General features: G+C 72.7%; 10 protein-coding genes. 6 read left to right on the plus strand and 4 right to left on the minus strand.

Features of this window, described 5'->3' with window-relative positions:
• Window positions 1–64: 64 nt before the first annotated feature.
• Entirely contained in the window at window positions 65–1,036 is a 972-nt protein-coding gene (locus tag ACZ42X_RS12260) for a helix-turn-helix transcriptional regulator (RefSeq protein ID WP_468287639.1), read from the minus strand.
• Window positions 1,037–1,147: 111 nt separating this feature from the next.
• Between ACZ42X_RS12260 and ACZ42X_RS12265 the strand changes: the two genes are divergently transcribed.
• Window positions 1,148–1,543 (plus strand): RidA family protein, encoded by a 396-nt coding sequence (locus ACZ42X_RS12265; RefSeq protein WP_468288742.1) that lies wholly within the window; start codon window positions 1,148–1,150, stop codon window positions 1,541–1,543.
• A gap of 17 nt (window positions 1,544–1,560) precedes the next feature.
• Here ACZ42X_RS12265 and ACZ42X_RS12270 read toward each other — a convergent pair whose 3' ends face one another.
• Window positions 1,561–4,134: a polynucleotide kinase-phosphatase gene (locus ACZ42X_RS12270; RefSeq protein ID WP_468287642.1), complete on the minus strand. Its 2,574-nt coding sequence runs from the start codon at window positions 4,132–4,134 to the stop codon at window positions 1,561–1,563.
• Window positions 4,131–5,594 carry a 3' terminal RNA ribose 2'-O-methyltransferase Hen1 gene (locus ACZ42X_RS12275; RefSeq protein WP_468287645.1) on the minus strand — a complete coding sequence of 488 codons (1,464 nt, stop codon included), beginning with the start codon at window positions 5,592–5,594 and terminating at the stop codon, window positions 4,131–4,133. The genes ACZ42X_RS12270 and ACZ42X_RS12275 overlap by 4 nt, the downstream gene beginning before the upstream one ends.
• A 356-nt stretch (window positions 5,595–5,950) precedes the next feature.
• Here ACZ42X_RS12275 and ACZ42X_RS12280 point away from each other — a divergent pair, with 356 nt between their 5' ends.
• The 4 genes from ACZ42X_RS12280 (at window position 5,951) to ACZ42X_RS12295 (ending at window position 11,727) form a co-directional block, all read left to right on the plus strand.
• Window positions 5,951–7,765, plus strand: a complete 1,815-nt coding sequence (locus ACZ42X_RS12280) for a hypothetical protein (protein ID WP_468287649.1) — start codon at window positions 5,951–5,953, stop codon at window positions 7,763–7,765.
• A 60-nt stretch (window positions 7,766–7,825) separates the two neighbouring features.
• Entirely contained in the window at window positions 7,826–9,058 is a 1,233-nt protein-coding gene (locus ACZ42X_RS12285; RefSeq protein ID WP_468287652.1) for an arginine deiminase, read from the plus strand.
• A 98-nt stretch (window positions 9,059–9,156) separates the two neighbouring features.
• Entirely contained in the window at window positions 9,157–10,155 is a 999-nt protein-coding gene (gene argF, locus ACZ42X_RS12290; protein WP_468287656.1) for an ornithine carbamoyltransferase, read from the plus strand.
• A gap of 132 nt (window positions 10,156–10,287) precedes the next feature.
• Window positions 10,288–11,727 (plus strand): amino acid permease, encoded by a 1,440-nt coding sequence (locus tag ACZ42X_RS12295; RefSeq protein WP_468287659.1) that lies wholly within the window; start codon window positions 10,288–10,290, stop codon window positions 11,725–11,727.
• Here ACZ42X_RS12295 and ACZ42X_RS12300 read toward each other — a convergent pair.
• On the minus strand, window positions 11,699–12,130 hold the full coding sequence (locus tag ACZ42X_RS12300) for an ATP-binding protein (RefSeq protein ID WP_468287662.1): 432 nt from the start codon (window positions 12,128–12,130) through the stop codon (window positions 11,699–11,701). The two genes, ACZ42X_RS12295 and ACZ42X_RS12300, sit on opposite strands and share 29 nt — an antisense overlap.
• A 240-nt stretch (window positions 12,131–12,370) precedes the next feature.
• Here ACZ42X_RS12300 and ACZ42X_RS12305 point away from each other — a divergent pair, with 240 nt between their 5' ends.
• The gene (locus tag ACZ42X_RS12305) at window positions 12,371–13,198 is read left to right on the plus strand and encodes an enoyl-CoA hydratase family protein (protein WP_468287665.1); all 828 of its coding nucleotides are present in this window, start codon (window positions 12,371–12,373) and stop codon (window positions 13,196–13,198) included.

A 13,198-nucleotide genomic window follows, 5' to 3' on the forward strand; every position in this document is an offset into this window, starting at 1 on the left:
CGTCACGACGGGCATAGGCCTTCATGGCCGACTCGTTCATGGCCGACTCGTTCATGGCGCACTCTCAGGGCGAGTCGCCGTAGCGGGTGGCCATCGCGATCGCGCGGTGGTGCAGGGACGCGCGCAACGACGCCGGGGCCAGGGCTTCCGCGTCCGTGCCGAGCTGCCACAGCGCCCACTCCGCGTGTCGTAGATCCTGGAAGGTCACCTCCAGTCGCAGCCAGCCGTCCGCGTCGGGTTCCGCGGCGCGGACGGCTACCACGGTGCCCAGCAGGTCCTCCCGTCGCTCGGGGCGCACCCGTATCAGCACGGCGATATGGCCGCTGGACAGAAACCGGGCGCAGCGTTCCCGCCAGGCGCGGTCCAGATCGACCTGGTTCGGTCGCTGTGCCGGTTCGGGGAGTTCCTCGGCGGCCAGCACCCGCGACAGCCGGTAGGTGCGGTCCGCGCCGGATCTCGTGGCCAGCAGGTAGCCCCGGTCCCGTACGGTGACCAGGCCGATCGGGTCCACCGTCCGCCACTGCGGCGCCTGGTCCGCGGCCGCGTAGTGGATGCGCAGTTTGTGTCCGGCGAGCACCGCGCGCCGAATCTCGATCAGCGCCGTGCCGGGCACCTCCTCAGCGACCGGCCGGCGTGAGAGCAGGTCGGTCTCCGGCTCGACGAGAAAGCGCTGTGCCGCGTCGCTCGCGGTGGCCCGATGGCTTTCGGGCAGGGCGTCAAGGACCTTGCGCAAGGCCGAAGCGAGCGCCGAGCCGAGGCCGAACGCCCGCTCGGAGCGCTTCGATCCGGCGGTCAGCAGGGCAAGGGCCTCATCGTGGTTCAGTCCGGTGAGCTCGGTCCGGAAACCGGGCAACAACGCGAACCCGCCGTGCCGGCCGCGTTCGGCGTAGACCGGGACGCCGGCTGCGGACAGCGCCTCGATGTCGCGCAGCACCGTCCGGGTGGACACCTCCAGCTCGCGGGCGAGCGTGTCCGCCGTCAGCCGCCCGTGCCGACGCAGCAGCAGCACCAGCGAGACCAGCCGATCGGCGCGCATGCGAGGACCTTATCGAATACATGACCGAGGGTGTCATGATTCGTTGGAAGGCTCCTCGTACGGACTCCCCGTGCATCGAATGGAGCTGACATGGCAGAGGCGCGAACGGCAGTGGAGCGAACGGCAGTCAACCCGGTGACGTGGTCGGCGGAACTGGGATTCAACCAGGGGGAGCTCGTCACCGGGCACACCCGGACCCTGTACTGCTCCGGGCAGACCGCGATGGGCGACGACGGCAAGCCCCGGCATGACGGTGACATGGCCGCACAGCTGGCGCTGAGCCTCGACAATCTGGAGGCCGTGCTCGGCGAGGCCGGCATGTCCCTCGCGAACCTCGTCCGGCTCAACGTCTACACCACCGACGTCGATCTGCTGTTCCCGCACTACGGTGTGCTGGCGTCGCGGTTGGGCGCCGCCGGGGTGGCGCCGGCCACCACGATGCTCGGCGTGACACGGCTGGCGGTCCCCGGCCAGATGGTCGAGCTGGAGGGGACCGCCGTCGCGTGAGGTGACCTCGCCGCCCGCTACAACCGCGGGTCCACCGGTTCCGACTCCAGGGCGAGGACCGCGAAGACCGCTTCGTGGACGCGCCACAGGGGTTCGCCGTCGGCGAGCCGGGAGAGGGCTTCCAGGCCCAGGGCGTACTCGCGCAGGGCGAGGGAGCGCTTGTGGCCGAGGAAGCGGGAGCGCAGGCGGTCGAGGTTGTCGGGGCGCGTGTACTCGGGGCCGTAGATGATCCGCAGGTACTCGCGGCCCCGGCACTTGATGCCGGGCTGGATGAGGCGGCCCTTGCCGTCGCGGGCGAGGGCCTGGAGCGGCTTGACGACCATGCCCTCGCCGCCGCGGCCGGTCATCTCCAGCCACCAGTCGATACCGGCCGCGACCGACGCCTCGTCGCCGGTGTCGACGTAGAGACGGCGGGTGGTCCGGAGCAGACCGGTGGTGTCGTGCTCGATCATGCGGTCGATCAGGGCCAGCTGCTCGTCGTGCGGGAGCGCGGCGAGGCTGCGGCCTCGCGCGGCGAGCAGCTGGAACGGCGCCAGCTCGACACCGTCCAGGCCGTCCGTGGTCCAGCAGTAGCGGCGGTACGCCTCCGTGAAGGCGGCCGCGTCGACCGCCCGGTCGCGCTGCCGCTCCAGCAGCCCGCCGACCTCGACCCCGCGCGCGGCGGCCGCCTCCAGCGCGGCGAGCGCACCGGGGAAGACGGCCGACGACGCGGCGCCCACCGCCGCGTACTGCGTGCGCAGCAGACCGGAGGCCTTGAGGGACCAGGGCATCAGCTCGGCGTCGAGCAGCAGCCAGTCCGTGTCGAGCTCCTCCCACAGCCCGGCCGACGTCAGTGCCGTGCGCAGACGGCCGAGGATCTCCTCCGTGACCGAGGCGTCGTCGAAGAACGGGCGCCCGGTGCGGGTGTAGAGGGACCCGGTGGGCCCGGTGGGCCCGCCGGCCCCGGTCGGGCCCGGCTCCACGCCGAAGTGCTCCCGCGCCGCCTCCGCGTCCCGGCACACCAGGGCCACGGCCCGCGACCCCATGTGCTTCTCCTCGCACACGACCCGCGCCACACCGTCGGCGGCGTAGGCGGCGAACGCCTCGGCCGGGTGCTCCAGGTAGCCCTCGCGGTTCGACGTGGCGGTGGGCGCCATGGTCGGCGGCAGGTACGGCACGAGCCGCGGGTCGACGGCGAAGCGGCTCATCACCTCCAGCGCCGCCGCGGCGTTCTCCTCGCGCACACCGACGTTGCCCGCGTACCGCGTCTCGACGACCCGGCGCCCGTGCACGTCGGCGAGGTCTAGCGGCCGCCCCTGGTGGCCGCCGGGGGCCTCGGTGGCGAGCGGCTTGACCGGCTCGTACCAGACCTTCTCGGCCGGTACGTCGACGAGTTCGCGCTCCGGCCAGCGCAGCGCCGTCATCCTGCCGCCGAACACCGCGCCGGTGTCGAGGCAGATGGTGTTGTTGATCCACGAGGTGTTCGGTACCGGCGTGTGGCCGTAGACGACGGCCGCCCGGCCCCGGTAGTCCTCCGCCCACGGGTAGCGCACCGGCAGGCCGAACTCGTCGGTCTCACCGGTCGTGTCGCCGTACAGCGCGTGCGAGCGCACCCGCCCGGACGTGCGGCCGTGGTACTTCTCCGGCAGGCCCGCGTGACAGACGACGAGCCTGCCCTCGTCCAGGACGTAGTGGCTGATCAGGCCCGCGATGAACTCCCGCACCTGCGCGCGGAACTCGTCGCTCTCGCGCTCCAGCTGCTCGATGGTCTCGGCGAGGCCGTGCGTGTGCTGGACGTTCTTGCCGTTCAGCCAGCGGCCCAGCTTGTTCTCGTGGTTGCCGGGCACGCACAGCGCGTCGCCCGCGGCGACCATGCCCATGACGCGCCGCAGCACGCCCGGGCTGTCCGGCCCCCGGTCGACGAGGTCGCCGACGAAGACGGCGGTACGCCCCTCGGGGTGGTGGCCGTCGACGTACCCGAGCTTGGCGAGCAGCGTCTCCAGCTCCGAGGAGCAGCCGTGGATGTCGCCGATGATGTCGAACGGCCCGGTCAGGTGCCGCAGGTCGTTGAACCGCTTCTCCAGGACGACCTCGGCCGCCTCGACCTCCTCGACGCTGCGCAGCACGTGCACCTTGCGGAAGCCCTCGCGCTCCAGGCCGCGCAGCGAACGGCGCAGCTCGCGCCGGTGGCGCTGGATGACGTGGCGCGGCATGCCCGCCCGGTCCGGCCGGGTGGCGTTGCGCGCCGCGCACACCTCCTCCGGCAGGTCCAGCACGATGGCGATGGGCAGCACGTCGTGCTCGCGCGCGAGGCGCACCAGCTGCCGGCGGCTCTCCTGCTGCACGCTGGTCGCGTCGACCACCGTCAGCCGGCCGGCCGCGAGGCGCTTCCCGGCGATGTAGTGCAGGACGTCGAAGGCGTCGCGGCTCGCGCTCTGGTCGTTCTCGTCGTCGGCGACGAGGCCGCGGCAGAAGTCCGACGAGATGATCTCCGTCGGCTTGAAGTGCTTGCGCGCGAAGGTCGACTTGCCGGATCCCGTGGCGCCGATGAGGACGACGAGGGACAGGTCGGTGACCGGCAGCCTGCGCTTGACGGTTTCGGTCTCGGTCATGCGGCCTTCTCCTCGGATACGGGGGCGGCCAGCGCGAACACGGCCATCTGCGTCGGCGGACCGACCTCGGGGTCGTCGGGCCCGACGGCCACGAACTCCACGCCGTACCCGTGCCGTCCGGCGACCGCCACGGCCCAGTCGCGGAACTCCGCACGCGTCCACTCGAACCGGTGGTCGCCGTGGCGTACGTGTCCGGCCGGGAGGGTCTCCCAGCGGACGTTGTACTCGACGTTCGGCGTCGTCACGAGCACGGTCGCCGGGCGGGCCGCGCCGAACACGGCGTACTCCAGGGCGGGCAGCCGCTCCAGGTCGAGGTGCTCGATGACCTCGCTGAGCACGGCCGCGTCGTACCCCTTGAGCCGCTTGTCGGTGTACGCGAGCGAGCCCTGGAAGAGCCGTACGCGCTCCGACTGCCGCTCGCCCATGCGCTCGATCCGCAGCCGTCGCGCCGCCAGGGACAGCGCCCGCATCGACACGTCGACACCGACGATCTCGGTGAAGCGCGGGTCCTTCAGCAGCTCGCGCACCAACTGGCCCTGCCCGCAGCCCAGGTCGAGCACCCGGCTCGCACCCGCGCCGCGCAGCGCCTCGATGATCGCCTCGCGCCGCCGGACCGCCAGCGGTACCGGACGTTCCTCCGTGTCGGTGTCCTCGTCGACGGCGTTGTCGATCTCCTCGACGTCGCTGTCGTCCGCCGCGGCCAGCCGCGCCAGCTCGATGCGTTCCATCGCCTCGCGCGTCAGCGACCAGCGGCGCGCCAGGTAGCGGCTGGTGATCAGCTTGTGCTCCGGGTGCCCGGGCAGCCAGCCCTCGCCGACCCGCAGCAGCTTGTCGACCTCGTCCGGCGAGACCCAGTAGTGCTTGGCGTCGTCCAGCACCGGCAGCAGTACGTACAGGTGGCGCAGGGCGTCGGCGAGCCGCTGCTCACCCTCCAGTACGAGGCGGACGTAGCGGGACTCGCCCCACTCCGGGAACCGCTCGTCGAGCGCGACCGGCTCCGCCGTCACCGCCCAGCCCAGCGGCTCGAACAGCTTCCGTACGAGCTCGGCGCCGCCGCGCGCGGGCAGCGCCGGCACCTCCACGCGCAGCGGCAGCGCCTGGCCGACGAGCTCCGGCCGGGCCTGGCACTGCCCCTTGAGCGCACTGGAGAAGACGTTGCCGAGGGCGACGGCCAGCAGCGAGGAGGCGGCGTACGGCCGGTCGTTGACGTACTGCGCGAGCGCCTGGTCGGGTGCGCCGCCGCGCCCCTTGCCCTTGCCGCGGCGTACGAGCGCGACGGGATCCACCTCCAGCAGCAGCGCCGCAGTGCAGCGCTCGGGCGACGCCTCCGGGTAGAGGACGTGCGCCGTGCCGTAGGAGGTGGAGAACGCCTGCGCCTTGTCCGGATGCTTGTGGAGGAGGAATCCGAGGTCGGTGGCGGGGCGTTCAGGGGTACCGGTCGTACTGATCGTCAGGAACACGTGTCCGAGTATCGACCGAGGTGGCCTCCTCCAACCAGGGAATTTCGGTCGCGGATCGCCGCGCAGGTACGGGACGCGGGCGGGGGAGGCGCGCGCCGAGGCGTGGGGAGGCGCGCGCCGAGGCGTGGGGAGGCGCACGGGGAGCATGGAAAGGTGCACCGTTTCGTGGCCCCCGGAGCGTGTTGACGCAGGTCGGGACGAGCCCGTACGTTCGTGGACGCGTGGAGTGACGGCCTCCCAACTGGGCCTGCAAAAGGGTCAGTTGGGAGGGACGATGTCTCCCCTTACCGGTGGCGGTGGACCGAGGGAGGGGACGGCCCACCGCCACCCCGACGAACCGACGACTGGGACGGCACATGAGCCCGCGCACCGCTCCACCACCCGACCGCCCCGAGCACACGACGGTGCACCAGATCGTCTTCCGCCCCCACGCCGACGGAGGGTTCGGTCCGGTCGCCTGGTCCCACAGCCGCGACATGGCCGACGCCGTCTTCCACCGGGTCGCCGCCCTGCTGCCGGGGCCCGGCGGCGAGGACACCGGGCCGGCGCTGCTGCGCCTGCGGTACGGGGACGACGTCCTGCTCGTGCACCGGTCGCCGTGGCGCGACACGGGCGACGGGGCGGGAGCCCTCTGCCACGCGCTCGTCGGAGCGGCGGAGCTCCTCACTCCGGTGACCTGCCTGGGGCTGCACGGCTGGTGCTGGCAGGGCAGCAAGCTGCCGCCCCGGGCGAGCGGGACGCTCCCGCCCGTGCCCCTGGCCGCGCTGGAACCGACGGCTCGCGAGGGCCGGATGCTGCTGGCGCGGACGCTGCGGCGGGCGCGGGACGAGCTGACGGGCGCGGTCGCCGAGCTGCTGCGCGACCCCGGCGCCCGCTTCACCCTGCTGGACCCGTCGGGCGGCGAGACGGCCTGCCGGGTGCTGTGGGGCCTGCACGGGATCTTCGGCGCGTACGCCGCCGGGGGCGAGTACGCCTCCGAGGGCGACGGCGGCTGGACCTTCGCCACGCGCGACACCGCCGAGACGGACGACGTGCGGTTCGTCTTCGCCGGGAGCCTGGCCGGTTCCGGTGCGCCGCCGGGCAGCGGCACGCGGCGGCGGACCGATCCCCTGGAGCGGCGCGCGGACCGGGCGGACGAGATCGCGCGGCGGCTGGTGGCGAGCCACCTGCGGTCCGACGTCGGCGCCACGCTCCGAACCGCCGCCGAGCAGGGGCCGGGCACGCTGCTGGACCTCGCGGAACGCGCCCTGACGCTGCTGGAGGGCGAGCCCCGTACCCGTACGCCTACCCGTACGCGGACGCAGGCGGCGGTACCGGTGAGCCCCGCCACCCCCGACTGGCCGGTGCCCCGGCGCGGGCCGCGCGGGCCGCTGCGCCGCGTCGCGCGCTCCGGCCCGCGGCGCCCCGGCCGGCTGGCCGCCGCGCTCGCCGCCGTCGTCGAGGCGGGCGTGCCGCTGCCGCGCGAGGCGGCGGCGGTGGCCCCGGACACCGAGCTCCTGCGGGCCCTGCGCCGGCCCGTCCCGTACGACGTGCTGACGCGGCTCATGGAGGAGGCCGTCGAGCGGTGGCCGTCCTGGAACCGCGAGACGCGCACCCAGCTGTGCGTCGTCCTGCTCGACCAGGAGCTCTTCCTCACCGACCGGCCCGTCGGCCTCGGCGACCCCGACTGCGAGGTGCGCGCCGCCAACGCCGCGTCCGTCTACCGCTGGGCGGTCCGCCCGCTGCTGGGCGACCCGCGCGTCGCCGACCGGGTGGCGGTCCTGCTGCCCCGGCTCAGCACCGGCCCGCACCGGGCCGCCCGGGCGGCTGTCCGGCGGATCGTGGAGAGCGACGAGCCGCGCCTGCCCGAGGCGGCGTGGCAGGCCCTGCTCATGGCCGCCTACACCGCCGAGCCTCCGCCGAGGCAGGAACCAGAGCAGGAACCGAAGCAGGGCCCGAAACCGGAGCCGAAGCCGGAAGCGGAGCAAGAACCGGAGCAGGAACCGGAGCAGGGACCGGAACCGGAGGCGGGGCCCGAGCCCGCGCCCGTACCCCAGGCGCAGCCCCCGGCGGAGTCTCCTCCCGCGCCCGCCGGGCTCTCCGCGCAGGACGGCCGCTTCGTCCTCTACGGACTCAGCGCCGCCCTCGTCGTCCTCCTCCTGGTGCTCATCACGCTGCTGACGGCCTTCTGACGGTACGTTCGTGCCGCACGCGGGGGCGCGCCGAGCGCGCGGCTCGGCCAGGATGGGTGCATGGGATTCCATGTCGATTCCGAGACCGGGCGGCTCCGCCGCGTCATCCTGCACCGGCCCGACCTGGAGCTGAAGCGGCTCACGCCCAGCAACAAGGAGCGGCTCCTCTTCGACGACGTGCTCTGGGTGCGGCGGGCCCGCCAGGAACACGACGGGTTCGCCGACGTGCTGCGCGACCGGGGCGTGACCGTCCACCTCTTCGGCGATCTGCTGCGCGAGGCACTGGAGTTGCCGGCCGCCAGGAAGCTCGTCCTCGACCGGGTCTTCGACGAGAAGGAGTACGGGCCGCTCGCCACGGACCACCTCAGGGCCGTCTTCGACGAGATGGACACGGCCAGGCTCGTCGAAGCGCTGGTCGGCGGGATGACGAAGCGCGAGTACCTCGCCGGCCACCCCGAACCGACCTCCGTCCGGTTCCATGTGATGGACCTGGACGACTTCCTGCTGCCGCCCCTGCCGAACCACCTCTTCACCCGGGACACCTCGGCCTGGATCTACAACGGCGTCGCCATCAACGCCATGCGCTACCCCGCCCGGCAGCGCGAGACCGTGCACTTCGAGGCGATCTACAAGCACCACCCCCTCTTCACCGGCCCGGAGGCGGGTGCCTTCCACCACTGGTCGGAGGGGCAGGACGACTACCCGTCCACCATCGAGGGCGGCGACGTCCTGGTCCTCGGCAACGGCGCGGTGCTGATCGGGATGAGCGAGCGGACCACCCCGCAGGCGGTGGAGATGCTGGCCCGCGGCATGTTCGCGGCCGGCTCGGCGCGCACGATCGTGGCGCTGGACATGCCGAAGAGCCGCGCGTTCATGCACCTGGACACCGTGATGACGATGGTGGCGCCGGACACGTTCACGCAGTACGCGGGGCTCGGCATGCTCCGCTCGTACACCATCGACCCCGGGGACCGGATGGGCACGCTCAAGGTCTCCGACCACCCGCCCGAGCACATGCACAGCGCCATCGCGGCGGCGCTCGGCATGACCTCCATCCGGGTGCTGACGGCGACGCAGGACGTGCACGCGGCCGAGCGGGAGCAGTGGGACGACGGCTGCAACGTGCTGGCGGTGGAGCCCGGGGTCGTGGTCGCGTACGAGCGGAACGTCACCACCAACACGCACCTGCGGCGGGAGGGCATCGAGGTGATCGAGATTCCGGGCAGTGAGCTCGGGCGCGGCCGGGGCGGTCCGCGCTGCATGAGCTGCCCGGTCGAGCGCGACGCCATATGAGCCGTCCTTCGCCGTATCTCACCCCGCCGACCGAATAGAAATGCTAACCCTCGTATAGACTTCCACGGTCCCCGACCCCCGTAACCCAGGAGCGCCCCATGGCCACCGATCTCACCGGCCGCCACTTCCTCAAGGAGCTGGACTTCACCGCCGACGAGTTCCGCAGCCTTATCGAACTGGCCGCCGAACTCAAGTCGGCGAAGAAGGCGGGGACCGAGGTCCAGCGGCTGCGGGGTCGGAACATCGCGCTGATCTTCGAGAAGACCTCCACGCGCACGCGCTGCGCGTTCGAGGTCGCGGCGGCCGACCAGGGCGCCTCCACCACCTACCTGGACCCCTCCGGCTCGCAGATCGGCCACAAGGAGTCGGTCAAGGACACCGCGCGCGTACTCGGCCGCATGTTCGACGCCATCGAGTACCGGGGCGACGCGCAGGCGACCGTCGAGGAGCTGGCCGCGTACGCCGGCGTCCCCGTCTACAACGGCCTGACCGACGACTGGCACCCCACCCAGATGCTCGCCGACGTGCTCACCATGACCGAGCACACCGACAAGCCCCTGGAGGCCGTGGCCTTCGCCTACCTGGGCGACGGCCGCTACAACATGGGCAACTCCTACCTCGTCACCGGCGCCCTGCTCGGCATGGACGTGCGGATCGTGGCGCCCAAGGCGTACTGGCCGGCCGACGACATCGTGGCGAAGGCGCGCGAGCTCGCCGAGGCCAGCGGGGCGCGCGTCACGCTCACCGAGGACGTCGCCGAGGGGGTCCGGGGCGCGGACTTCGTCGCCACCGACGTCTGGGTCTCGATGGGCGAGCCGAAGGAGGTCTGGGACGAACGCATCGCGGCCCTCGCTCCGTACGCCGTGACCATGGACGTGCTGCGCGCCACCGGCAACCCCGGCGTGAAGTTCCTGCACTGCCTGCCCGCCTTCCACGACCTGGGCACGGCGGTCGGCCGCGACATCCACGCGCGGCACGGCCTGACCGAGCTGGAGGTCACGGACGAGGTCTTCGAGTCGGAGCACTCCGTCGTCTTCGACGAGGCCGAGAACCGCATGCACACCATCAAGGCGGTGCTGGTCGCCACCCTGGGCTAGGGACCGGTACGGGATCGGTGCGGGACCGGTTAATCTCGGTACAGAAGGTGGGGTCCGGGCTCACATGTCCGGACCCCTTCCGCTTGTGCGCCACCCCTGCACGAGCCCGCACCACCGCCGGGAGAACCACCCATGCAGCGCCTCAAGACCCCCGCCCAACTGGTCGCCGAATCCGGCGCCGACCTGGAGGGGCATGGCCTCAAGCGCACCATGGGCCTCTTCCAGCTCGTGTGCTTCGGCGTCGGCGCCATCGTCGGCACCGGCATCTTCGTCGGGCTCTCCGACAGCGTCGCCGAGGCGGGCCCCGCGGTCGTCGTCTCCTTCGTGCTCGCCGCGATCACCTGCGTCTTCACCGCCTTCTCCTTCGCCGAGCTGGGCAGCGCCATCCCGGTCTCCGGCAGCTCGTACTCCTTCGCGTACGCCGCCCTCGGCGAGCGCGTCGCGTTCCTCACCGGCTGGTGTCTGCTGCTGGAGTACGGCGTGTCCGTCTCCGCCGTCTCGGTCGGCTGGGGTCAGTACCTCAACGAACTGCTCGACAGCCTCATCGGCGTACAGCTGCCCGCCGCCCTGTCCGCCCCGCCCGGGGACGGTGGCATCGTGAACGTCCCCGCCGTCGTGGTGATCGCCCTCGCCGCCGTGCTGCTGGTGCGCGGCGTGCGCGAGAGCGCCCGCGCCACCGCCGCCATGGCCGTCGTCAAGATCGCGATCCTGATCCTGTTCTGCGCGCTCGCGTTCAGCGCCTTCCGCTCGGGCAATCTCTCCCCGTTCGCGGCGCACGGCCTCGCCGGGGTCACCTCGGGTGCGTCGCTCGCCTTCTTCTCGTACATCGGCTTCGACGCGATCACCACCGCCGGCGAGGAGGTCAAGAACCCGCGCCGGAACATCCCGCTCGCGATCATGATCTGCATCGGTGCCGTCACGCTGCTGTACGGGCTGGTCGCCCTCGCCGCGATCGGCGCGATGTCCGCCGACGACGTCGCCGACCAGCCGGCCGCGCTCTCGCTCATCGTCGACGAGGTCACCGGCTCCGCCCTCGGCGGCGGGATCATCGCCTTCGGCGCGGTCGTCGCCATCGCCTCGGTCGTCCTCGCCGTGATGTACGGCCAGACCCGCATCCTGATGTCGATGTCCCGGGACGGGCTGATCCCGCGCGTCTTCGAGAAGGTCTCGCCGAAGACCTCCACCCCCGTCGCGAACACCTGGATCGTCGCCGCCGTCTTCGCCGTCCCGGCGGCCGTCGTGCCGCTCGACGTCGTGATGAACCTGACGACGATCGGCACCCTCGCCGTCATGGCCGTGGTCAACATCGCGGTGATCACGCTGCGCCGCCGCCACCCCGCCCTCGAGCGCACCTTCCGGGTGCCGCTCTACCCGGTCAGCCCGGTCCTGGGCGTCGCCTTCTGCCTGTACCTGATGTGGGGCACCGGCTGGACCACCTGGCTGCAGTTCGCCGTCTTCCTGCTGGCCGGCGCGCTGGTGTACGCGGGCTACGGGCGCCGCAACTCGCGCCTCGCCGCCGGCCCCGTGCCGGAGGCGGAGGAGGTCACGTCGTCCCGAGCCCCGGGAGCGTGAACCACACCGCCTTGCCCTGCGGGGTACGGCGGTGGCCGCACGCCGCGCTGAGCGTACGGATCAGGAGCAGGCCGCGGCCGTGCTCCTGCCACGGGTCCGGTGGCGTGGTGTGGTCGGGCGACAGGTCGCCGGGTGGCGCCGGGTCGCGGTCGTGCACCTCGACCTGGCACCCGGTCTCCAGCAGCTCCACCACCAGCTCGATCGGCGGGTCGCCGGGATCGGTGTGCTTCACCGCGTTCGCCACCAGCTCCGCCGTCAGCAGCTCCGCCGTGTCGGTGTCCGCCCACGCCGGAGCGTCGAGGTCCGCGAGGGCCTTCCGTACCAGCGCCCGGGCGAGTGGCACGGCGGCCGCGGAGTGCGGCAGGGCCAGGCGCCAGAAGGTGGGACCGGAGGCGGTGAGCACGGTGGCGGTCCTCCGTTCGGGTCGAGCCCCTCTGGAGGAGGGGGTGCGGCGGGGGTGCGGGTGGTCGTGCGGTGTCCTCCCCTCCACCTTACGGACCGCGACCGGCGGAGCCGGAGCCCAGGGGTCCTGGAATGCCCGCGTCCCTCTATCGCGTGTACGTGACGGTGGTCACGGTTGAGTGATAGCGTCGACGGGCAGGTACTCGCCAGGCAATCCGCTCGCCGAGGGAGGCCGCACCCCATGAGCCCCTTCACCAGCTCCGCGCCCCGGACCCCCGAGTGGCGCCATCTGAGGCTCACCGTCGACGACGGCGTCGCCACCGTGACCCTCGCCCGCCCCGCCAAGCTGAACGCGCTCACCTTCGGCGCCTACGCCGACCTGCGCGACCTGCTCGCCGAGCTGTCCCGCGAGCGCGCCGTGCGGGCCCTGGTCCTCGCGGGGGAGGGGCGTGGCTTCTGCTCCGGCGGCGACGTGGACGACATCATCGGCGCCACCCTCGCCATGGACACCGCCCAGCTCCTCGACTTCAACCGGATGACCGGCCAGGTGGTACGGGCCCTGCGCGAGGCGCCCTTCCCCGTGATCGCCGCCGTCCACGGGGTCGCCGCCGGCGCCGGAGCGGTCCTGGCCCTCGCCGCGGACTTCCGCGTGGCCGACCCCTCCGCCCGCTTCGCGTTCCTCTTCACCAAGGTCGGCCTCTCCGGCGGCGACATGGGCGCCGCGTACCTCCTGCCCCGGGTCGTCGGCCTCGGCCACGCCACCCGGCTGCTGATGCTCGGCGAACCGGTCCGCGCCCCCGAAGCCGAGCGCATCGGCCTGATCAGCGAGCTCACCGAGGAGGGCCGCGCCGACGAGCGCGCCGCCGCGCTCGCCCGCCGCCTCGCCGAGGGCCCGGCCCTCGCGTACGCCCAGACCAAGGCGCTGCTCACCGCCGAGCTCGACATGCCGCTCGCCGCCGCCGTCGAGCTGGACGCGGCGACGCAGGCCCTGCTGATGAACGGCGAGGACTACGCCGAGTTCCACGCCGCCTTCACCGAGAAGCGTCCGCCCAAGTGGCGGGGGCGGTGA

The sequence above is a fragment of the Streptomyces sp. NPDC030862 genome (assembly GCF_055571835.1).

Bases quoted from the DNA above. Each gene is read 5' to 3' on its own strand.
- argF (WP_468287656.1), top strand. From the start codon at position 9,157: ATGGCCACCGATCTCACCGGCCGCCACTTCCTCAAGGAGCTGGACTTC.
- ACZ42X_RS12295 (WP_468287659.1), top strand. From the start codon at position 10,288: ATGCAGCGCCTCAAGACCCCCGCCCAACTGGTCGCCGAATCCGGCGCC.
- ACZ42X_RS12280 (WP_468287649.1), top strand. From the start codon at position 5,951: ATGAGCCCGCGCACCGCTCCACCACCCGACCGCCCCGAGCACACGACG.
- ACZ42X_RS12260 (WP_468287639.1), bottom strand. From the start codon at position 1,036: ATGCGCGCCGATCGGCTGGTCTCGCTGGTGCTGCTGCTGCGTCGGCAC.
- ACZ42X_RS12270 (WP_468287642.1), bottom strand. From the start codon at position 4,134: ATGACCGAGACCGAAACCGTCAAGCGCAGGCTGCCGGTCACCGACCTG.
- ACZ42X_RS12305 (WP_468287665.1), top strand. From the start codon at position 12,371: ATGAGCCCCTTCACCAGCTCCGCGCCCCGGACCCCCGAGTGGCGCCAT.
- ACZ42X_RS12285 (WP_468287652.1), top strand. From the start codon at position 7,826: ATGGGATTCCATGTCGATTCCGAGACCGGGCGGCTCCGCCGCGTCATC.